Source organism: Sphingobacterium sp. GVS05A (assembly GCF_019969845.1).
Classification (GTDB): domain Bacteria; phylum Bacteroidota; class Bacteroidia; order Sphingobacteriales; family Sphingobacteriaceae; genus Sphingobacterium.
The window spans coordinates 181,984-205,172 of record NZ_JAHXYR010000003.1; the positions used below are offsets into that span (position 1 = coordinate 181,984).

At 40.4% G+C, this 23,189-nt stretch carries 17 protein-coding genes; 11 read left to right on the forward strand and 6 right to left on the reverse strand.

Annotated features, from left to right (window positions below; genetic code table 11):
* Positions 1-34 precede the first annotated feature (34 nt).
* Positions 35-1,222: a formimidoylglutamase gene (locus LC454_RS08530; RefSeq protein WP_223581469.1), complete on the forward strand. Its 1,188-nt coding sequence runs from the start codon at positions 35-37 to the stop codon at positions 1,220-1,222.
* Positions 1,223-1,462: 240 nt separating this feature from the next.
* Entirely contained in the window at positions 1,463-2,785 is a 1,323-nt protein-coding gene (gene rmuC / locus LC454_RS08535) for a DNA recombination protein RmuC (protein ID WP_223581470.1), read from the forward strand.
* A 268-nt stretch (positions 2,786-3,053) separates the two neighbouring features.
* On the opposite strand, the gene LC454_RS08540 is transcribed toward rmuC, so the two are convergent.
* On the reverse strand, positions 3,054-4,130 hold the full coding sequence (locus LC454_RS08540; protein WP_223581472.1) for a DUF4407 domain-containing protein: 1,077 nt from the start codon (positions 4,128-4,130) through the stop codon (positions 3,054-3,056).
* A gap of 169 nt (positions 4,131-4,299) precedes the next feature.
* On the opposite strand from LC454_RS08540, the gene LC454_RS08545 reads away from it, so the two are divergent.
* Positions 4,300-6,411, forward strand: coding sequence for a M3 family metallopeptidase (locus LC454_RS08545; RefSeq protein WP_223581474.1), 2,112 nt, complete (start codon positions 4,300-4,302; stop codon positions 6,409-6,411).
* Between the two features lie 129 nt (positions 6,412-6,540).
* A complete protein-coding gene (locus LC454_RS08550; protein ID WP_223581476.1) occupies positions 6,541-6,861 on the forward strand; it encodes a hypothetical protein in 321 nt (106 codons plus the stop codon).
* 139 nt (positions 6,862-7,000) lie between these two features.
* On the opposite strand, the gene LC454_RS08555 is transcribed toward LC454_RS08550, so the two are convergent.
* A complete protein-coding gene (locus LC454_RS08555) occupies positions 7,001-8,386 on the reverse strand; it encodes a nucleotide sugar dehydrogenase (protein ID WP_223581477.1) in 1,386 nt (461 codons plus the stop codon).
* 308 nt (positions 8,387-8,694) lie between these two features.
* On the opposite strand from LC454_RS08555, the gene dnaG reads away from it, so the two are divergent.
* The 3 genes from dnaG (at position 8,695) to LC454_RS08570 (ending at position 12,275) form a co-directional block, all read left to right on the forward strand.
* Entirely contained in the window at positions 8,695-10,698 is a 2,004-nt protein-coding gene (gene dnaG, locus LC454_RS08560) for a DNA primase (RefSeq protein ID WP_223581479.1), read from the forward strand.
* Positions 10,699-10,708: 10 nt separating this feature from the next.
* Positions 10,709-11,065, forward strand: coding sequence for a YraN family protein (locus LC454_RS08565; protein ID WP_223581481.1), 357 nt, complete (start codon positions 10,709-10,711; stop codon positions 11,063-11,065).
* Between the two features lie 181 nt (positions 11,066-11,246).
* Positions 11,247-12,275, forward strand: coding sequence for a glutaminyl-peptide cyclotransferase (locus tag LC454_RS08570; RefSeq protein ID WP_223581483.1), 1,029 nt, complete (start codon positions 11,247-11,249; stop codon positions 12,273-12,275).
* A 472-nt stretch (positions 12,276-12,747) separates the two neighbouring features.
* Here the strand turns inward: LC454_RS08570 and LC454_RS08575 are convergent, their stop codons facing one another.
* Positions 12,748-13,785: a Kelch repeat-containing protein gene (locus LC454_RS08575; RefSeq protein ID WP_223581485.1), complete on the reverse strand. Its 1,038-nt coding sequence runs from the start codon at positions 13,783-13,785 to the stop codon at positions 12,748-12,750.
* Positions 13,786-13,788: 3 nt separating this feature from the next.
* Positions 13,789-15,198 carry a DUF4270 family protein gene (locus LC454_RS08580; RefSeq protein ID WP_223581487.1) on the reverse strand — a complete coding sequence of 470 codons (1,410 nt, stop codon included), beginning with the start codon at positions 15,196-15,198 and terminating at the stop codon, positions 13,789-13,791.
* 119 nt (positions 15,199-15,317) lie between these two features.
* Between LC454_RS08580 and LC454_RS08585 the strand changes: the two genes are divergently transcribed.
* Both LC454_RS08585 and LC454_RS08590 read left to right on the forward strand, forming a co-directional pair.
* The gene (locus tag LC454_RS08585) at positions 15,318-16,751 is read left to right on the forward strand and encodes a sensor histidine kinase (RefSeq protein WP_223581488.1); all 1,434 of its coding nucleotides are present in this window, start codon (positions 15,318-15,320) and stop codon (positions 16,749-16,751) included.
* A 67-nt stretch (positions 16,752-16,818) separates the two neighbouring features.
* On the forward strand, positions 16,819-17,493 hold the full coding sequence (locus tag LC454_RS08590; protein ID WP_223581490.1) for a response regulator transcription factor: 675 nt from the start codon (positions 16,819-16,821) through the stop codon (positions 17,491-17,493).
* A gap of 25 nt (positions 17,494-17,518) precedes the next feature.
* Here LC454_RS08590 and LC454_RS08595 read toward each other — a convergent pair whose 3' ends face one another.
* Positions 17,519-20,260 carry a TonB-dependent receptor gene (locus tag LC454_RS08595; RefSeq protein ID WP_223581492.1) on the reverse strand — a complete coding sequence of 914 codons (2,742 nt, stop codon included), beginning with the start codon at positions 20,258-20,260 and terminating at the stop codon, positions 17,519-17,521.
* A 176-nt stretch (positions 20,261-20,436) separates the two neighbouring features.
* Between LC454_RS08595 and LC454_RS08600 the strand changes: the two genes are divergently transcribed.
* A complete protein-coding gene (locus LC454_RS08600; RefSeq protein ID WP_223581494.1) occupies positions 20,437-20,979 on the forward strand; it encodes a TetR/AcrR family transcriptional regulator in 543 nt (180 codons plus the stop codon).
* A gap of 219 nt (positions 20,980-21,198) precedes the next feature.
* On the opposite strand, the gene LC454_RS26390 is transcribed toward LC454_RS08600, so the two are convergent.
* Complete coding sequence (locus LC454_RS26390) at positions 21,199-21,330, reverse strand: hypothetical protein (RefSeq protein WP_262903055.1); 132 nt, start codon at positions 21,328-21,330, stop codon at positions 21,199-21,201.
* Positions 21,331-21,431: 101 nt separating this feature from the next.
* On the opposite strand from LC454_RS26390, the gene LC454_RS08605 reads away from it, so the two are divergent.
* Positions 21,432-23,138 (forward strand): glycoside hydrolase family 3 protein, encoded by a 1,707-nt coding sequence (locus LC454_RS08605; RefSeq protein ID WP_223581496.1) that lies wholly within the window; start codon positions 21,432-21,434, stop codon positions 23,136-23,138.
* Positions 23,139-23,189 lie beyond the last annotated feature (51 nt).

Sequence of the window (23,189 nt, forward strand, 5' to 3'; positions counted from 1 at the left end):
GAAAAAATAAGATGTTTTAAACAAATTATAGCTTATGTCATCATTGTCCGTATTCTTTAGCCCGATTTCAATTGCAAGTATCTCTCCAGAGCATGGTTTCTTAAATTCCCAATTAGGGAATGTGATTCAGGCTTATGAAACAGATTTTCCCACTTGGGAGGAAAATGAACAACCTCAATTGGCTATTATCGGTGTACAGGAGGATCGGGCATCGGTCAATAATAATGGAACAGATAAAGCTCCGGATGCGGTACGCAAACACCTTTATACCTTGTATCAAGGGGACTATAAGATAAATATTGTCGATCTGGGGAATATAAAAGCAGGTAATACTATTCAGGATACCTACGTGGCCTTGAAATCGGTGGTAGAAGAATTAGTAAAGACGAATATTCTCCCGATTATTATCGGTGGCGGACAGGATCTGACCTATGCACAATACCTAGGCTACCAGAATTTGGAACGGAAGATCGAATTGGCTATTGTGGATTCGCGTTTCGATCTCAATCAGGAGGAAGCTGAAAATGTCAGCCTAAACTCTCGGTCTTATGTCAATCACATTATTTTGCATCAGCCCGATTATCTGTTTAACCTGAATTCCATTGCTTATCAGACCTACCTCGTCAGCAAAGAGTCCATCAATATGTACGACAAATTGTTTTTCAATGCAACCCGCGTGGGAATGATCGCGGGTAAAATGGACCAGTCTGAACCGCTTATCCGGGCTGCTGACTTGATCAGTTTCGATATCGGCGCCATACGGGCATCAGAGGCACCGGGCAATGCCAATGCGATTCCAAATGGCTTGTACGGAGACGAAGCCTGTCAGCTTGCACGTTATGCAGGCATGTCGGACAAATGTACTTCTATTGGTTTCTACGAATTGAACCCTACATTTGATCCCATGGAACAGACCGCAATGTTGGTTTCTCAAATGATCTGGTGTTTTATCGACGGTTATTATAATCGCAAGCAGGATACACCGTTGTATCCTAAATCATCTTATATCATCTACCGTACCACACTTGAAAATGAAGAACATGAATTGGTTTTTGTGAAAAGCAAAAAATCAGACCGCTGGTGGATACAAGTGCCTTATTTTGGATCAAAATCTGTCAACGAAAGGTACTACCTTGTGCCATGCCGTTATGAAGATTACCAAATGGCCGTTTCTGGGGAGATGCCCGATCTATGGTGGAAAACCCATCAGAAGTTGCAGTAAATCAGAATAACGCAATATCTTGCTTGTGTCTTAATGCAATGTCTAAATTAAAGCGGTATTGGATTGATGAAAGCATTACACAATTGCAGCTGCATAAATTCATCAGTCAGTAGTGGTATGATCAGTCAACAAAGACTATTGTATACTGCTGTTGACAAGTAAACTTAACATTAATCAAATTTGATAGCAGATGTTCTGTCACGACAGGTAAGAAGCTGCTATTCTCGTAAAATATAAATCATGGAAATATTTTTCTTTGCAGGAATTGTCTTGTTGTTGGTCATTTTGATCATATTGGTGTTGAAAAGAAATGGCGCTCCTGCTATGGATGTGGGCCAGAATAAAGAAGTAGAGGCATTGAAAATAGAGCTGGCGCGTTCCCAACAACGAGAGCAAAGTTTGCTGGAAGAACGTTTAATACTAAGAGATGAATTGGACAAGGAGCGTGAGAGTGTATTGGTTGCTGAGCGTTCGCTGGAAAGCACACGTTCATTCTATGAGGCCCAAATGGATAAATTTCAGGAGCAAAAAAATGAAATTGCCGAAATAAAAAGGCAGTTTAACAATGAATTTCAGGTTATCGCCAATAAAATATTGGAAGAGAAAACTCAGAAATTTACCGAAACAAACCACCGCTCACTTGGACTGATCCTAGATCCGCTCAAGGAGAAAATCAAGCTGTTTGAAGAGAAGGTAGATAAAAATTATAATCAGGAAGCGGCCGAACGAAATTCCCTGAAAGGCGTCGTGTTGCAGTTGGTCGAACAAAGTCTCAAGATTAAAGATGAAGCCAATAGTCTTACCAAAGCTTTAAAAGGAGATACAAAAAAGCAGGGGAATTGGGGTGAAGTGATTTTGGAACGAGTCCTAGAGCGTTCGGGACTGATGAAAGACCGTGAGTTTAGGTTACAGGTTTCTTTAATGGATGCTGAAGGACGGAGAATGCAGCCCGATGCGATTATTGACCTTCCCGAAGATAAACATCTGATTGTGGATTCTAAAGTCTCCTTGATCGCTTACGAGCGTTGGGTAAATGCTGAGACTGATGAAGACCGTGCGATTTTCGCGAAACAACATGTACAGTCCGTTGAAAATCACGTGAAGGAACTTTCCGCCAAAAACTATCATGAGTTGTATGGGATAGAATCGCCCGAATTTGTCTTGTTGTTTATGCCGATCGAATCTGCATTGAGTATGTCTGTCGCAGAAAAACCAGATCTATTCAGCGATGCTTGGGATCGTAAGGTCGTTATCGTTAGCCCTTCGACGTTGCTGGCGACATTGCGTACCATCGCGAGTATCTGGAAGCAAGAGCGCCAGACACGCAATGTCATTGAAATTGCTAAAGAAGCAGGAAGTTTGTACGATAAATTTGTGAGCTTCCTGACAGATATGGAGCAGGTTCAAAATCAGCTGGAGCGTGCGCTGAAAAGCCATGAGGATGCCACCAAAAAGCTTTCTACTGGTGCCGGAAATGTCATCGGGAAAGTGGAGAAGCTGAAACGATTGGGAGCAAAAGCAAATAAACAGATCGATGCTAAATTTCTGGACGAGGACGAATAATGAAGTCCTACCTGTCCGGCAGGTTCTGCAGGCATAACAACAAAGATTGAAGAGCTGGTCATAAAAACGCTAGGCTTCTTGCAGATAAGCTCTTCAATCCTCAAGCTAAGGTCGTAAGCCGAAGGCTTGAACTCACTAAAGTCTCAATACTCAATACTCATATCTCAATACTAATAGATAAAGCCAACTCACTTATATAACATAAGCCGAAGGCTTGCCCCACCAACGTCTCAATACTCACTACTAACTACTCAATACTAATAACTCCCTACAGTTCTTTCATGCGTTTATTGATCGAAACATCGACGTAAGTATCCTTGAGACGATCAACAGCCTCTTTCTCGACAACAAGATTGGTATCTGATTCGTAATCATGTAAGGTTCTTAGATTTTGGATTTCATTGTCATAAGGATCACGTCCGGCCAACAGTTTGACAATGACAGGAAGACATTCTAAAAAGACAAAGAGTAGCGCGATAAAAAATACCGCATTCGCATTGGATTCATTGACTTTTCCATTGGCATCATAGCGTAGATTACCTAGCGCTGAATTGCGATCAGCAAAACCTGCGACGTTGACAGCACTGTCCAGCGAGGCATTGGACAAAACCTTTTGATCCAGGATTCCTTCAAATTTTTGCTTTTGACGGATAGCATTTTGTTGTGCTGCTATCTTATTACGCAGCGTGTCCAGATAAGCTTCTTTCTTTTTGAGTTCTTCTTCCTTCATTTTAGCATAAGGACCATAACCCATCACACCCGATGTCTCCGTGGTTTTATTACCATAGATTTCATAATTCAATTTGGTGCGATCGGTCTTGATACCTGATTCCAGTGAATCACGTTCTACACTTATGGCTTTTAGTTGATTGACCTCATTGCTGTATTTTTTATTGAATGTACTGTTCAGGGTATCAATTTTTGCACGTTGGTCAGCGAGAAAACGTACACGTAAATTCTCACGGATTTCCTTGTCAAAAATTTTCAGTTCCAAAGGCCGAGAAATAACTAAACCAATTAAAATAGCCAAGAGAATACGAGGTAGCGCCTGCAAGAGTTGCATCCAGCCACTTTTTGATTTGTTGATACTCAGTACGATATAGCGATCCATGTTGAAAATCGCTAAGCCCCAAATGATACCAAATACGATTGCAAGGAACCAGTCCAGTGTTCCCCCACTAAACACAAAATACATCGCATAGCCGCCAGAAAGACTGGCAAACAATCCGGTAAAAAAAATAGTAGCACCTATGGCTGTGTACTTACTATGCTCCTCCGGATACTTTTCAAGAGTTTCTTGATGTGCACCTGCACATCTCCAAAAGAAACGGTTAATAGCGCTCATTTAAATATTTTTACCCAAATTGACAGATTATTTTTAACAAGGTTACGAATAAGTTTTTGTTTTACAATAGGATGACGTTTTTTCGGTCGCTTGTGATCCAAAGAAGCGGGACTCCCGTATTTGCCTAATTTTATTATCTTTGAAAAAAAATCATGAATAATCAGACGATATGAAGAAAAGACAACTTTTGCCATTTTTAATGATAGTGGCAACTGCAATTGTTGGTTGTGAGGAAAAAAAAATGATGACAGATAATCCTCTTTTGTTAGCCTATGAAACACCCTTTAATGTTCCACCATTTGACAAGATCAAAACCGAACATTTCAGGCCTGCCTTTGAGGAGGCAATAAAAGTGCATAATTTGGAAATTGACTCCATTGTCAATAACTCTGATAAAGCGACTTTCCAAAATACGATAGTAGCCCTTGAAAATGCTGGAAGCTTGCTAAATAATGTATCTACTGTATTTCATAATCTCAACAGTGCAAACACTAACGATAGCATTCAGGCAATCGCAAAAGATCTAGCCCCAATATTGTCTAGTCATTCGGATGAGATCTCGATGAACTCCAAATTGTTTGATAAAATCAAGGAAGTTTGGAATAGCCGTAACACACTTGGTCTGGACGCCCAAGACAACAAGCTCCTAGAAGAGACTTATAAGAGCTTTGTGCGTTCTGGCGCAAACCTAAAAGATGCGGATAAAGAAAAAATGAAAAAGATCAATGCCGAACTTTCGACATTGACAACACAGTTCGGACAGAATCTATTGGCTGAAACCAATGCCTACCAACTTGTTGTTGATTCAGCGAGTCAATTGGAAGGCCTACCTGAGTCATTAAAAACTGCAGCTGCCGAGGAAGCTGTTGCCAAAGGTAAAAAAGATAAATGGGTATTTACCTTACAGAATCCTTCGATCATGCCTTTCCTGCAATATGCCAAAAATCGGGAACTGAGAAAGCAGATCTGGGAAGCATATCAAATGCGCGGGAACCACGATAACACAAATGATAACAAAGAAATCATTCGGAAAATCGTCAACCTTCGCCTTCAAAAAGCGAAGCTATTGGGCTATAAATCGCATGCGGCCTATGTCTTGGAGGAATCTATGGCTAAGACACCTGAAAATGTATATGCTTTATTGAATAAGTTATGGACACCGGCTTTGGCGAAAGCGAAAGGCGAAGAGGCAGATATCGCAAAAGAGATTAAAGGCGAAGGTGGTACTTTTGCGGTTGCGCCATACGATTGGAGATATTATACAGAGATTATACGCAAAAAACGCTTTGCACTGGACGAAGATGAGATCAAACCTTATTTGAGCTTACCAACAGTACGTGAAGGCGCTTTTGCAGTAGCAAACAAACTATATGGTTTGACATTTGTTGCCCTCAACAATGTACCAACTTATCATAAAGAAGTCGAGGTGTACGAAGTGAAAGACAAAGATGGTTCACATCTGGGACTTTTGTATGCAGACTTCTTTCCGCGTGAATCTAAACGTGGTGGTGCCTGGATGACATCTTACCGTGATCAATCCACAAAAGATGGCAAACGCGTTGCTCCGGTAATTTCTATTGTATGTAATTTCACAAAACCTGTTGGTAAGAACCCTGCATTGCTGACATTTGATGAAGCGACTACGCTATTTCATGAATTTGGACATGCTTTACATGGACTACTTTCTAATGTCAAATACAGATCAATGGCTGGTACTTCCGTACCACGTGACTTTGTAGAATTGCCATCACAGATCATGGAAAATTGGGCAGCAGATCCAGAGGTATTAAAGACCTATGCAAAACATTTTAAAACCAAAGAGGCCATGCCAGATTCATTGATCCAGAAAATGGAAAAAGCAGGTACTTTTGACCAAGGCTTTGCAACAGTGGAATACCTTTCAGCAGCATTGTTGGATATGGATTACCATGCGACAACCAAGGAAATTTCGAAAGATGTCAATGGATTTGAAAAAGCAGCCATGAAGAAAATAGGTATTATTGACGCAATTATCCCGCGTTATAGAAGTACTTATTTTCAGCATATCTTTGCTGGAGGTTATTCAGCAGGATATTATGCTTATATCTGGTCGGAAGTGTTGGATTCAGATGCTTTTGCAGCCTTCAAAGAGAAATCTTTGTATGATAAAGCAACAGCGGATTCATTCCGTAAGAACGTCCTCGAAAAAGGAGGCACAGATGATCCGGCAAAAATGTACCGTACCTTTAGAGGAGCAGACCCAGATCCGAAATATTTATTGAAAAAAAGAGGGTTGAATTAATCCACTAGAAAACAAAAAAAGGAGATATATGAAAATATATCTCCTTTTTTTGTTTTCATACTTGTTATTCTAAAAACAATGCTTACATTTGGATATTATTTATAATGAGTCTAAATAAATGTGTATAGTATGTGTGATACCAAGATTCTAAGTCAACGCGGAGATACCCACATTAGTGTTTGCCATAAGTGCAGAACATATTATATCTGGCAGCAAAGTTTTGTACTGACATTTACACAGAATAAGTTTTTCGATTTTCTGACCATCATTAAGAGTAATGGTGACGAACTTTTCTTCAGTTCATTCCCGGATGGTGAATTTCGCTTGATTATGAAGACCCCTTATCCTGACATTGTTTTCTCGTTTGATGAAGAGCAATGGCACAACTTTAGGGACGCGCTACAAGAATCGTATTACATGAATGAATTTTATGGCATGTTAAACAATTAAGATAAAAAGTCCTGTTGCTTCGCTTGTGTTTCATCTCTCTTTCCTTATGCGTTGCCAACAGGCACAAACAAAACCCTCAGTGATATCCGTATGAACATACAGATAGCTACTGAGGGTTCTACTTTATCTCGTGATGCGGTTATTCGCCTATCGCATAATATTTAAAATCGAGATCTTCAAGCTGTTTCCGATTCAATAGTTTCCGCCCATCAAATACAAAGGCAGGTTTCTTCATCTGATCCTTGATCTTCTTCCAGTCATAGCTTTTGAATTCATCCCATTCTGTTAATATGGCAACAGCGTGTGCGTCGTCACAGGCTTCATAAGGTGTATCGACAACTTTGACCAAGAGTCTATTTTCTTCCGATGAACGCGTGTTCAGATAATCCAAGTCAGCGTAAATACGTTCAGCAGACACTTTTGGATCATACACTGTAATTTCCGCCTGCTCATTTAATAGATAATCGGCAACGTAGATCGCTGCGGATTCACGAGTGTCATTGGTATCTTTTTTAAACGCCCAGCCCAAAAAAGCAATCTTTTTTCCTGATACCGTATTGTACAATGTCTGGATAATATTGTCAGCAAAACGCTGCTTTTGATAATCATTCATTAAAATAACCTGATCCCAGTATTCAGCGACTTCCGTAAGCCCATAACTGCGTGCGATATAGACGAGGTTGAGAATGTCTTTCTGAAAACATGACCCCCCGAAACCAACCGATGCTTTTAAAAACTTAGCGCCAATACGTGTATCCATACCAATAGCTTTGGATACCTCATCAACATTGGCACCCGTTTTCTCACAAAGAGCAGAAATTGAGTTAATAGAAGAAACCCGTTGCGCCAGAAAAGCGTTAGCGGTCAATTTAGAAAGCTCAGAAGACCACAGATTTGTCGTCAAGATTTTGCTTTGATCTACCCAATGCGCATAGATATTCACTAATGCTGCAATTGCTTCTTCATTTTCACCGCCGATAAGTACACGGTCCGGATTGATCAAATCCTGTATTGCCGTCCCTTCGGCGAGGAATTCAGGATTTGATAAAATATGAAAATTCACACCGTTACCGGTATTGTCAAGGATACTTTTCAATGCAGCAGCTGTACGTACCGGAAGAGTGGATTTTTCGACAACAATCTTATCATCTTTGGCGACTGAAGCGATTTGACGAGCGCATAGCTCGATATATTTTAAATCCGCAGCCATCCCCTTTCCTTTTCCGTAATTCTTGGTTGGGGTATTGACCGAAATAAAAATCATCTCGGCCTCATCAATAGCCTTGTTGATATCGGTTGAGAAAAACAAATTGCGTCCCCTCGCTTCAGCAACGATTTCTTGGAGGCCCGGTTCGTAAACAGGAAGGTTTTCTAGGTTTTCATCATTCCATGCTCCAATACGCTCGGCATTCATATCAACAATGGTAATCTCAATATGAGGACATTGTTTCGCAACAACCGACATTGTTGGCCCACCCACGTAACCAGCTCCTATACAGCATATTTTCTTGATAGTTTTACTCATTTTGATTATCTTAATCAGCTATAAATTGAACAACAAATGTAAAGAATTCGAAATTGTTTTTTGTCGATAAAAGTCAATATTTCATTTCGAAAGTATAAAAACAAGACGTTATTGTAGCATAGAGGTTCCATCACAGCCTTTGTCTGGCTCATTCTGAAGGTATAAGAACTGAAGTGGGCGGTTTAGTTGGGTGTAAATATCTTTTTGAGCTGTTTAATTGTACAGCGAAGGGCCAGCATAAATAATTGGATCTGGACTAAAATCTATCAGATTTATACTAATTTTACATTAAAAATAGGAGCACGATTTTGATAAAGCAAGACGTTATTGACAAAGTACTGGAAACGGCACGGATAGAGGAAGTGGTGGGTGACTTCGTTGATTTAAAGAAGCGTGGTACCTCATTGATCGGGAATTGTCCATTTCACCACGAAAAAACACCATCATTCCACGTTTCTGTCTCAAAAGGTATCTACAAATGTTTTGGCTGTGGTGTAGGAGGGGATTCCCTCAAATTTGTGATGGAACTGGAAAAGTTCTCCTATCCCGAAGCGATTCGTTATCTGGCTGATAAATATTCCATTGAGATTGAAGAGGTTGAACGGTCTCCAGCACAGCTCGCTGCACAGGATAAAAGAGAAAGTCTTTATGTCTTGAGTGCCTGGGCAGGTAAATTTTTCGTAGAACAGCTCTGGAAAAGTGAAATGGGGCAGGTCATCGGACTCAACTATTTCAAAGAGCGGGGATACCGTGAGGATATCATCAAGAAATTCGAACTAGGCTATTCACCCGAAGAGTGGACGGCATTGGTGGATAAGGCACAGGAAGCAGGCTTCCATCCGGATTACCTGGCTGCAAGTGGACTTGCTATTGAACGTGACGATAAATCGCTCTACGATCGCTTCAGGGGGCGTGTCATGTTCCCTATTCATAACTTGACCGGACGTATTATCGGGTTTGGTGGACGTACGCTAAAAACGGATAAGAAGGTCGCCAAATATGTAAACTCACCCGAAAGTGAGATCTATCATAAGTCAGATGTACTCTATGGGTTGAATTTTGCCAAGAAGGCAATCATGGAAGAGGACAATTGCTATCTCGTTGAGGGCTATGCGGATGTTCTATCTGTACATCAGGCCGGTGTTGAAAATGTGGTTTCTTCCTCGGGAACCTCGCTGACCACTGGTCAGATTAAATTGATTTCCAGATTTACCAAAAATGTAACCATACTCTATGATGGAGATGAAGCTGGTATAAAAGCCTCATTGCGTGGTACCGATATGTTGCTGGAAGAAGGGTTAAATGTAAAGGTATTGCTCTTCCCGGATGGGAATGACCCCGATTCCTATGTGCAAACATATGGAGCCACAGCCTTTAAGGAATATGTGAAATCCCATCAGCAGGATTTTATCTTCTATAAGACCAATATTTTACTTCGCGATGCCAACAACGATCCCATCAAAAGGGCCGAAGTGATACGCGATGTTGTTGAAAGTATCGCTTTGATCCCGGATGAGATTAAAGTCTCTGTTTTTATTCGGGAATGTAGCAGCTTATTGGATATTGAGGAGCGTATTTTGCTTGCCGAGCTCAACAAGATAAGGCTGAATAAGGCAAAAAAAGCCGATAAGGATGCCTCTCGCAAGGCCCAAAATACCCCTGCAAACACGGGAATGCCGTCTTTTGGAATGGATGGCCCGCCGCCTGATTTCTTTATGACAGAAGATGAGCGTGGAGGTGTGCCGGCCATGGAGGCTACGGAGCAGCCTACACAGCTTACTGCTGAGATCCTGCAGGAACGTGAGATCGTCCGTATCCTGATCAACTATGGTGATTACCTGGCGACCTGGGAAGGGGATGGCGACATTCCGGTTGCGGGTGTCTTGCTGGGTAATATCAGCGATATTGAATTCAAAGATAAGGGCGCTGCATTTATTCTGAAAGCTTATCGGGATGCTGCTGAAAATTATGAAATCCCCGATGCAAAATTATTTTACTCCAATGCTGATGCTGCAGTTTCCGAGCTGGCGATCAATTGCGTGGCGACGAAATATTCACTCAGTGAAAATTGGAATGACGATAAACGCAAGATCTATGTGACTCAAGAGTATGAGCATCTCAAACAATTGGTCGTAGAGGCTATCTATCGGATAAAAAAGCAAAAGATCGGCGCTGAAATGCATCATATTCGTGAAGAAATGAAGCAAGAGCAGGATGTTGCTAATCTGGAAGTGCTTATCTTTAAGTATCAAAAACTCAAAGAGGCGGAGCGTCTTTTGGGGGGATTTTTGGGAAATACGATTGTAAAGTAATCCGGATAATATGGCGAAACATCTTGAAATAGGAATACAGGGCGAAAAGTTGGCTATGGAATACCTGATCGAGATGGGCTATAAAATAATGTTAAGAAATTGGCGATTTAAGAATTTAGAAGTAGATTTGATCGTCATGGATGGGAGTACCCTGGTATTCGTGGAGGTGAAAACACGATCGACGACAGATTTTGGTGAGCCTTATGAATTTGTAGATGTGCGCAAGCAACGGCGACTGATTCGGGCAGCGCAAGCCTATATATTGAAACATGCATATAGTGGTGAAGTGAGATTCGACGTAGTAGCTGTAACGAATAACACGCATTCAAAACTTACTTATATTAAAGATGCATTTTGGGATAGTTGAGAATAGTATTGAGCTATCCGATTTGAAATAAGAGATCTTGGGCGTATAAGCCATCAGTTTACCAAGTTTCTGGTTTTGAATCAGACTTTTATATTATAAAAATGAAACGATCATGATTTATTAAACATACTGTTTTATAACAATGCGATCGTTTCATCAGCTTTAAAAATAGATTATTTAGATGAAAAAAATCACGTATTTTATTGCGATAGCAACACTTGCTTTTGCTTCCTGTAAATCGAAAAAATCTGCTTTGGAATTTGCGTCACCTGGTGCAAACCAAGCCGTTTTAAAGGGCAGTCAAGTGCAATTAAAATTGAAATTTGACGCAATTACCATGGATTCTGTCGCTTACTTTGTGGACGACAAACATGTAGGGTCCTCTACAGATACTGCCGCAATCACTGTAGAGACCAAAGATATGCCCTATGGTTCACGCAATATTTCCGCAACAGTCTATAGCGGTGGTAAGTCAAATTCCGTCTCCAGTACGTTCTTTGTGGTTCCTGCAAGTGCAAAGAACTATGGATTTCAGGTTGTCAACAAATACCCGCATGACACAACTGCATTTACCCAAGGACTTCAGTTTGCCGATGGTGTATTGTATGAATCAAATGGACGATATGGTGAATCTAATCTTAGAAAGGTGGATCTGACAACTGGAAAAGTCCTGAAAGAAATCAAATTCGATGAGAAAACTTTTGCTGAAGGGATGACGTTAGTCGGTAATAAATTGTTTATGCTAACCTGGCAGCAAGGGGAAGGATACGTTTTTGATAAAAATTCATTTACAAAAGAGAGCTCATTTAAATACGAAAATAGTAAAGAGGGCTGGGGCATTACCTACGATGGCAAGCGTTTGATCAAGTCAGATGGTTCCAATAAATTGTTTTTCCTGGATGCCGTTACTGGTAAAGAGTTGGGCTCAATTGGTGTATATGACGAGAATGGTCCCGTAGATCAACTGAATGAATTGGAGTATATTGATGGAAAAGTTTACGCAAATGTCTATCAAAAGGATGTTCTCGCAATTATCAATCCAGAGACAGGTGCTGTAGAGAGTAGGATTAATCTGGTTGGAATCTATGAGCATACTTCAGCTTATGATAATGAGCTGAATGGAATCGCCTATGATCAGGCCAATAAACGCTTGTTCGTAACTGGTAAGTTGTGGAACACACTGTATGAAATCAAAGCAATAGAAAAGTAACGTATTAAGCAAAATACATGTAAAGAAAAGCGATGTCCCTGGATATCGCTTTTCTTTTTGCGGTGGGTCTAACAGTGCCAATATCATGTAAAGAGTATTGATCGTTCATGCGAGGCGACTTGGTCCACGCAAAACGAATGCATGGATAGGCCTCCTGAGAAACACAAACTCATATCAATTCATTGTAGGACATTGACGCATGGATCCTTCAAACATTAAAAAGTAGCCACCAATCTATATCGAAGAGGTCATTTTACATCTTGGCCTCTATAACTAAAGCGATCAGACAGAAACCAACAACGACAGATCTTGGCCTAAAACTTTCATGCTTTCACAAGCACCAACAGCTATGAAAATCGACTTAAGGTTCTTCCTGACCAATAGAAAACAGACACTTCCAGAAAAAAACAGGCACTATAAAAAAAGGGATGAAACATATGTTCCATCCCTTTTTTTGATTTATATTTTGTTATTAATAAACAGGAACAAAGCTCCAGTTATCATCAAAACGTGTTGTACCATTTAGGCCTGTAGCAACATAACCTGTTGATCCGATTGTGTAAGCAACAGCATCTTGTCTTGCACCACCACCAAGGGCTGTATTGTCACTTGTCCAATAGTCGCCGCTGATATTATATTTCACAACTGAACTTGTTGCAGTCCCTTTTAATCCACCAACTAAGAAACCACTATTGCCAATAACGAAAGCAGCAGCATTAGAACGAGTCATATCATAACTATATGTGCCATCGTTTCTGTTTAGATCTGCTAATTGTGTCCATTTGCTACCATCAAATTTGTAAAAATCTCCTGGGTAACCACCATTGGAAACTCCGCCACCAACATATGCAGCATTACCCGATACAAATACAAAAGCACCTTTTCTCTTAGCTGTAAATGGAGCATCAGGAATTGCTTCCCATTTATTTAAATCTGGGTCATATTTGAAAAACTGATTGGTAAAGGAAGTACCATTTGCAATCGTTGTCTCTCCTGTACCCACGTAGGCTTTTCCTCCGATAGTAAATGCTACAGCATTTGCTAATACGATAGGTAAATCAGCAACTTTAGTCCATTGTTTTCCTTTTTCTGCCGAAGGGTCAAATTTATAGAAATCTTTCAAGAAGTTTGCGCCATCATTACCGCCACCTACATAGCCAAAATCTCCGATAGCAAAAGCAATTGCGCCACGACGACCACTGCTTTCTGCGTTATTATCCGCTAATGGATCTTTTTCGCTCCACGTGTTAGATGCTTGATCATAAGCATAGGTGTTTTTTAGGTTAACAGGCTTGCTACCTGCATTGTTTGATTGACCTGTAGTTACATAAGCGATATTCTTTATTACAAAACTTGCTGCGGAAGAAGTTTGTGGACCTTTGTAAGCTGCTTTTTGAAACCACTCCGTAGATTTATCTTCAGTGTTGTCGTCGCTTTTTTTACAAGAAGAGAATGATGTAACTGTAACTACAAAAGCTGACAATACGAGTAGCCAATTTTTCTTGTTCATAAATTATTGAAATTTAGTATAAAGGATGTTTAATTTAATTCTTGGATCATTACCATCTTTTGCCAATATCAACCGATTCGCTGTACTTGATAGCTGTGGAGGTATTGCTATTGAACTCCCACCTACAGTTCCAACTGGTACTGGCAATGGGGGTAAAGATAGATATAATGAAGTGTTTTTATATGCTGTTGTTTTAATTTTATTTAAATAATCAATCAAATTAAAGGTGTATTTACCATTTGCGTCTCCAATTTTAATCAATCGGGCTACTTGCATTGCGTTTGCAGTCTCTAATGATGCTAAGGCACTAACAGGCGTCCCTTCGCTATTTGCGACCATAAGGACCAAATTACTTGGTTGCTCATAGCCTTCCAGTGGATTATTTTCTGCTTCAATGACAAGTTCCACTTTATTGATTGAAATTGTTGGATCATTGACCAATGATAATAACGTAGGAAACTCAATTTTCGCTACAACACCACTTGAACCTTCCAAGAATGTATTTCCATCAGTTTTTTCAACATCAATCTGCGGATTTGATAGCGTCATAGAAGAAAACTTTGTCGCAGAACGATCTGTCTCAATTTGGTTATATTGGTATGCTTTGTTGTCAATAGCAAAAAACTGCTTGCCTCTTGTCTTGTTTCCCTCATTGTTTTCAAAAGAATAATGCACCTGTAGGAAAACAGTGTCTTTAAAGCCGATAATCGCTGTATTGTTATTATCTGGGACAAGCGCTAACCCTTTGAAATATTCTTGAAAACTAGTGTTACTTTGAATCCTGTTATCACCATCTTTGATCAATCTGAAAAGTTCATTGCTAATGGTACTATTGAACTTAAAGAACAATGAATCTGTTGCTTTGACACGAGGGTTAAAGGAAAGCTCTGCTAATGGTTTGTTTTCATAAGCAAATTTTTTATTGCTGAATATACTGGCTGCAGTTACATAAAGTGGCCTTGATGTCGTTGGCTGTGTCGGATCAATTGGTGTCAGGGTGATATCTTCCGTAACACGATGAACAGCAATTTTCTGAACTTTGGTTGTATCACCAGAATAGTATTTGTTCGGACTTAGAACCAAAGACACAGAATCCAATACCGCATCATCTGGAATGGCGGTACTGTTTATTGTACCAATCCCCAAACGCATATAGGAAGTTGATTTGACACTACCAGTGACAGCATTGTTATTTTTTCCTACCAGAATCGTCCCCGTATTTGAAGTTGGAAGAGGATCCAATTGGTAAGTGGAAACTTTCACGGAAACAGTATCAATTGGTACTACGCCAATCGTTTCATCTCTTGAGTTATCCAAAGAAAGTGAAATGTCTTTATTACAACCGACAAAAGCTGCCAACGTAAAAAGTGGAAGTAAAAATTGTATACTACGTTTCTTAAAGTTTTTGATCATATTAATTTTTGAATAGTGCAAAAGTAATCAATGCTTACTGTTAATCAGTGTTATATTTTGTTAAATATGGTTAATTACCACAGCGATTGCAAATCTAGTAATTTAAATTTGTTTTCATTATGGGTAGAAGATTTAAATTGCTGATCAGCTTGATCGTTTTAATAGGCACAGGAATCACCATTGTGCTGGGCATCTGGCTTTACGGAAGTTATACCAATCGGCGGGATCTTTTTCTGTCCACGGCTGAGCGGTCGCTCTTTAATGCGGTGCAGGAGGTATACCAGGCGGAAAATGGTGATCAACGATTGGATGGGCCTGAGACCGAAAGAGATCAGCTGCTCAACGATGTCAAAAAAGAACTTCTACCTGCGGTACCCGAGAGGGAGCTTGATCAGGCTTTGCAAAGGGTACGCGCCCGCCAGCCACGCAAAGAACATGCTTTTCGTGGCGATCCTGATCGAAAAGGTAAAATGTATTCCAAAGATCGTGATCATCAGAATGCCATTATTCCACCCTTTTTGTTCCGTGATTTTGAAATGAACAAAACGAATCTAGAGCAGATCGACAATAAATTCAAGGAATCACTGAGCAATAAAAGCATTTCGGTACCCTATGAACTGAGTATCGTAACCATTCCACGTGAACAGGTGAAGGACGTACGCCGCGAATATCGGGAAAAGAACCTAGCCTGGACCAGACCGATGATGGTCAATCCCTTAAAGAATGAATTCCTCGTTGTCAAATTTCAGGAGGATTGGAAATACCTGCTGTACAGCTTGAGCTGGCAATTACTGATTTCACTGCTGTTGATTGGTCTTTTGTTAGGAACCTTCTTTTACCTGATGAAAACCATTTTTAACCAAAATAAAATGGCTGAGCTCCGAAAGAACTTTGTTGACAATATGACCCATGAACTGAAAACTCCAGTATCCACCGTGATGGCAGCGATTGAAGCCATACAATTATATGGGGTACGGGACGATAAGGTAAAGATGGACCGTTACCTTGATATTTCAAAAAAGGAACTTGAGCACCTCTCTGGTATGATTGAAAAGGTCTTGCAGATGGATATTGATGCCTCTCGGGGAATTGTTTTACAACGGTCGGACTTCGATATTGTCGCGATGGTGGCAAGTGTGATTGAAGTGGCTCAGCTCAATAAAACAAAAACCGTCGAGGTCGAGCTTTTTGCTGACCCTGGATCAATCCTGATCAAAGGAGATGAGTCCCATCTGAAAAATGTCATCAATAATCTATTGGAGAATGCGATTAAATATGCTGGACCGCATGTTAAGATTAAAGTTGAAATAAAAGGGGCTAAGGAGCATGTTCAGATCCATATTACGGATAATGGCAAAGGTATTGCAGCCGAATACCATCAGCAGATCTTCGATATGTTTTTTAGGGTACCTTCGGGCAACTTACATGATGTGAAAGGTTTTGGACTGGGACTTGCTTATGTCAAACAAGTTGTAAAACGCCATGAGGGTAAGATCAGTGTAGAGAGTGAGCTGGAAAAAGGGAGTACTTTTATGATCAGATTACCATATTAACCTAAAGAAAGCTATCTTCAACATAACGTTAGTATAGAAAAAGCATTATTATTGAATAACAGGAATTATGATTAATATTTTATACGTAGAAGACGAACCGAGTCTGGCGATGATTGTTGCAGATAGTCTGGAGGCCAATGGCTTTCAGGTTGTACACTGCAACAATGGGGAGGAGGCCTTGGAATCTTTTAGCATCGCGAAACCGGATATTATGGTTGTAGATGTGATGATGCCTGTCATGGATGGGTTCACCTTGGCGGCAAAAATCCGCGAGATGGACACCCTGCTTCCCATCATCTTCTTAACAGCGAAAGTGCAGACAGAAGACGTGGTCCGGGGATTTCGTCTTGGGGGAGATGACTATGTCAAAAAACCGTTTAAAATCGAAGAATTGGTCGTACGGATAGAGTCTCTGTTAAAGAATAGCCCCAAGATGCTGTTTGGGCAGAAACTGATGATCGGTGATTATACACTGGACAGTTTGAAGCACCAGCTGATTTATCAGGATGAAATGCTCAAGTTGTCTTTTCGTGAAAGTGAACTCCTCCGTAAACTCTACGAACAGAAGGACAAGGTAATCCCCAGGGAAGAGATCATGCGTGCTTATTGGAGCCATGATAAGTATTTTACAGGACGAAGCCTAGATGTATTCATTAGTCGTATACGAAAGTATTTAAGTCAGGATCCAAGGATCAAAATTACCAATATACGGGGAGTCGGCTATATGCTTACAGTGGATTGATAACAGCGTTCCACGTGGAGATTTTTTACTCTTTTCGCATTCGGTTAGCCTTTCCACCCATACCTCGTATATGATAAGTAAAACTTAAGATGGCATAACGGGTAATTGCATTGGATTGCGATACACGTACCCAAAGGTCGTTGACCTGTTGATTGACGTTTTTATTGTCATTAAAAATATCAAAAACCGTTAAATTGATCTCTGCATTTCTCTTTTTGAACAGCTTCTTGCCGACGGAAATATTCCACAATAAGCTTGTCGTACTAGGCGCGTTAAGAATACTTCCGTTATATAAGTAATTAAAAGTCGAATTTAACGTCCAGCTTTGCAATAATGTCAAAGCAATGGAATTGCTGATGGTATGCTTATAAACAGAATAATTGGATTTTTCAGTTGCCGAATTTTTTGAATACGATAGATTTCCATTATAATCCAATCCGATGATCAGCTCCTTACTGAAAGCTGTGTTCACACCGAGACGTTGATTTATGCCATATGTCTTTGCATCTACTTTTTCCAGATTCAACAAAGTGTAGTTTTGATTGAAATATAGATTATTATTTAGGTTGACATTGAGTTTTAAAGGTTCTATACGATAACCAAGGCTATTGTGCCACTTTAGGTTGTAGACCCCATCAAAATTTTCCGGTTTGATATATTGGCCTCCTGGTCCCAATACGACATCATTCTCAATGGTAAATGCCGAATCAGTTGTAAAGATGGTATTTGAAATCTTGTTCTGAATAAAATCGGCTGTAAAGTCAGATGTAAAGCTTCGGCCAGAGGCCTTATTGATAGACCTAAACTGCATAACCAGGTTATGGTCATATTCCTGTTTTAGGTTCGGGTTGCCCGAAGTAATACGTAGTGGGTTCTGATTATCGATAAAATCCTGTAGCTGCTCAATGGCAGGTGTATTCGTTTTGGCATTATAGCGCAATTCAATACGTGTTTCCTTGTTGAAATTGTACTGGAAATTCAAGTTTGGCAGCAGGCTGTTGAAATGGCTCTTTGTTTTCAATTTGTTTGGAAATAGCTTGTCATTTGTCTGATTCGCGGTCTGGTAGTCCAATCCGATTTGAAATCGTATACTATCTTTTTTATTGAATAAATAAGATAGCCCCGCACTGTGGTAAACAAAGTCATTGCGAAATTCATTCGAAAGGCGATTTTTCAACTCTCCCAATTGTTCCGTTTCTGCCAGGAATTCATACGTTTTACGGTCAGAGTAGCGCGCCGTATTTCGGAAGGTGTAATTACCCTGCAAACGGGAGTATTTATCCAGCATCTCGGTATAGGCAATTTTTGAACGAAAGCCATTATTGTCACCATTTGAGTAGTTGCGATTGTTTGTGGTGTCAATTCGATTGAAGTCCCCATTTCTGTAATAGGTATTCAAGGCATAGTTTGCGGCATTCCCCTTGTTTGTACTGAAAGAACCATTAAAGTTGACGCTAATGGTTCGTCCCGGTTTGTTTAGCCTGCGCATATAAGTCAGATCGCCACCCCAGTTGAAATTTTCGCCAAAACTGCTGTTGTTCCTGTCGGATTGGTTGAGCATTTCGCTCAGGTTTAATAAGGTGCTGCCCAGCGAGCTGCTATGCCTATTATTGCTCTGGTAGGAGAAATTGGGCTGTATGTCCAGCTTTTGAATAGAATCTATTTTCCAGTTCGCCCGCAGGGAGAATGCATGATTGTTTGTGTAGGTGCTACCAGATTGTTGTTGATTGTTGATCTGGTTGGCTCTATTGCCTGCAGTGTATTCCGTTTTGTTTTGGCTGATGGTGTTATTGTCGGTATAGTTGTAGGCGTAATTGGCGTTAAAATCCATCCGGTCCGCAAAAAACCGGTCGAGATAGTTGAATCCAGCATTGAAACGTGTTGTGACGCCCTGTCCTGTACGTCCTCGCGTGTTGCCTCGTGGCGCAAAACCATTGGGCTGATTGACGTTATTGGTATTGATATCTATGGAATATTGGCGCTTTGGGTTCATTTTGGTGACCTGCGTATTGATGGCATACTTCTCATCCGGACCGGCTCCGCCACTGATTTTACCAAAATAAGATTTTCTTTTATCCGGTTTGGTGACAATATTAATCACTTTCAGCCGTTTGCCATCATCAAATCCACTGAATTTCGCTTGTTCGGTTTTGTCATCAATAAGCTGCACTTTGGCAATGACATCCGCAGGTAAGTTTTTAAGGGCCACTTTTGGGTCAGTGCTAAAAAACTCACGGCCATCAATGATAATCTTACTTACGGCTTCCCCCTGCGCCTTTACATTACCATCTTCGTCGATTTCTACACCTGGGATCTGTTTGACCAGTTCGTCAGCATCCGCAAATTCAGGTGTAACATATTTTTTGGCATCAAATTCTAAGGTGTCCCCCCGTACCTGTACACTCGTCGGTGAGATGCTGATTTCTTCCAACACGATCTCCGAGCTGTTGAGTTTAAAATTGACCTCCACAGTTTTACCTACTAATTTGATCTTCCGAATGTCTGTAGTATAACCCATTGGCTGCACCGAAATCAGATAATCACCATTGGGAAGGGCTACACTGGTAAACTTGCCCAAGATATCCGTTGGTGTTTGCAGCTTACTGGAATCTTTTAAGGCGATGATCGTAACACTGGCTCCCGAAATTGGTTTTGAACCATTGCTATCCATGAGTCTCCCTGAGATATATTGCTGGGCAAAAGCATTCATCGTTAACAGCATTAAACTAAGCGAGAGAGTAACAATTGTCCAGGTCTTGATTTTCATTGGTTGAGGATGTCTGCGTGGTTTTAGGCGCTGTTGTTAGTTCTATTTTTTTATTTGTCAAATTTATGCGACTATTTGATACGAATTACTATCATTTTAGTTACAATAATCCTAACTGAACGGAAAGATTAGATATATTTGCAGTAGAATTAGAAATCAACTGAACGGCATAGTATATGAAAGAAAGTGTTTTGAGTAGAAAAGAGCGTATTATGAAAGAAGCATTGCTGCTTTTTTCAGACCAGGGCTATACCAATACGTCTACCAAAACAATAGCGCAGAACGCTGGCGTTTCTGAGGCTTTGATATTCAAACATTTTGGTAACAAAGATGCACTCTTGGTCTATTTGATCAAATCTGGATATCGCAAGGTTCTGACCCATCACCGTGGGATGATGACCTATCGTGAACCCAAAGACTTCTTGCGTACCATGATCAATCTTCCCAATAAGTTGGTCAGTGCTGAACCCATATTCTGGAAATTGCAGGAACGACTGTCCCATCATCCCTTTTCCAAACAACAACATGAGCAGTTCATGAAACCTGTACAGCCGATTATCCATCGTGCTTTTGAAGAACTGGGTTATGAAAATCCTGAATTGGAAACGCAGTTTCTCCTATTGATCATTGATTCATTTTGGAAAAAGGAGGCAATTGGCGAATTGGAGCATGTCATGGAATTGACGCTGTTTCTGGAGAAAAAGTATAATTTGATTTAGATCATAGTATTGAGTATCTAGTATTGAGTATTTAGATTCTGATTGCTTAAGCTTACAGCTGATACCTCGTCTTATCTTTTAGTACCTAGTATTTAGTAATGAGTATTTAGATTCTGGTTGTTTAAGCTTACAGCTGATACTTCGTTTGTTTTTACTCTTGGGTATTTTAGGCTTGCTTAAGCTTATTGCAGAGACTTAGCTATAACTGACGTTCATTACCTAATCAAATCCATAACCAGATTTGTCCCGAAGCAGGTTCTCAACAAAATCAACGATAGACAACAGGTACATCCGGCAGCACTTCTCAGGTATTGTATCATTATATTCCCCATTGTTGTGTTCGAAATGCATCTTGTTGCATGTTTTAATAAAATTGTTGCAAAAACAATTTCATATTATCCAAAATAATAACGTTATTAGTATTCTATTTAAGACATTATACAAACTAATTTATGTTCAAAAAATTCAGTCTGGGCCTATTGGCATTGGCCAGTGCGCTATCATTTGCGAAGGCACAGGACAAGAAAGATTTTGTAAAATACATCAATTCCCAGCATGATTGGGTAGATGCCGTGTTTAATACCTTGACTCCAAAGGAAAAAGTGGCCCAGTTGTTCCTTGTAAGGGCGCATACTAATCTTGGTGAGAAATATATTGATTCCGTTGCACAGGTTGTTCAAGATGAACATCTGGGCGGCCTTGTGGTTTTTCAGGGTGGTCCCGTGCGTCATGTGGACATGTTCAATCGATATCAGTCATTATCTAAAGTACCATTAATGATAACCTTTGATGGAGAGTGGGGGCTTGGTATGCGTATGCCGGATTCTACGTTATCATTCCCTTATCAGATGACACTTGGTGCTGTGCAGGATAATCAGTTGATTTATCGCATGGGACGTGAGGTTGCGCTGGATTTTCATCGTATCGGTATGCATTTCAATTTTGCACCAGATGTGGACATCAATAACAACCCGAAAAATCCGGTCATCGGTATTCGTTCTTTTGGCGATAATAAATATAATGTCACCAAAAAAGCAAAAGCTTATATGGACGGTATGGTGGATGGTGGTATCTTGGCCTCCATTAAACACTTCCCGGGACACGGTGACACAGATGTAGATTCACACTATGATCTGCCTAAGCTCCCTTTTGATAAAGCCAGATTGGATACGCTGGAACTGTACCCTTTCAAAGAACTTATTAAAGCAGGTGCTCCAGCAGTTATGGTTGCGCATATGAATATTCCTGTCTTGGATGATACCCCCAATATGCCATCTTCTATTTCTAAAAAGGTTGTTACAGACCTATTGCGGAATGAACTTGGCTTTAAAGGCTTAACAGTGACAGACGCAATGGACATGAAAGGCGTTAAAAAATTCTTCCCGAATGGTGAAGCCGATGTTCAGGCAATCATTGCGGGACACGATCTCCTTGAGGTATCCGAGAATAGTAAACGCGCGATTGACCTTATTCTGAAAGCAATTGAGGAAGGTCGGATTTCACAGGTGGATATTGATGCACGCGTGAAAAGGGTATTGGCTGCTAAACTATGGTTAGGCCTAGACAAATACCAGGCAACCCCGCAGCAGAATCTGTATGCCGATTTACATAGAGCGTCTGCAGTTCAGCTGATTGATGAATTGTCCAATGCTGCTATTACAGCTCTTAACAGCACCGAAAAATTAAAATCCTTTAAAAAGGATCTGCCTACAGCGATTATCAATGTCGGTGTTGCTGCCAATCAAACATTCCAGAACGAACTGGCGGCGGGATTGACCAACGAAACTCACTATTTTGTGCCAGACAGCTTGAGCAAAGATGATATGAAACGTCTTGTGAAGGAAATCAAGAAAAACAAGCAATACATCATCGCTGTACACGATACGCGGTTACGTCCACGTCCTACAATGCAATTGAATGAAAATGTGCAGGACCTGATGAAGAAGTTTGCAAAGAAATCCATCTTGACCCTATTTACAAATGTATATGCATTAGATGGCGTTGAAGCATCCAAGAAAGCGAAGACAATTTTGCTAGCTTATCAAAATGATGCTTTTATGCAGAAGGCTGCTGCCAAAACGATATTGGGACAAAATGTTCCTAAAGGAAAATTGCCTGTTACCATCAATAAAAAATTCAAGTACGGACAAGGCAAATAAGGTCGCTATAAAATCACACCAATAAAAGAGCCCTCCTGGATCGTGTTGCTG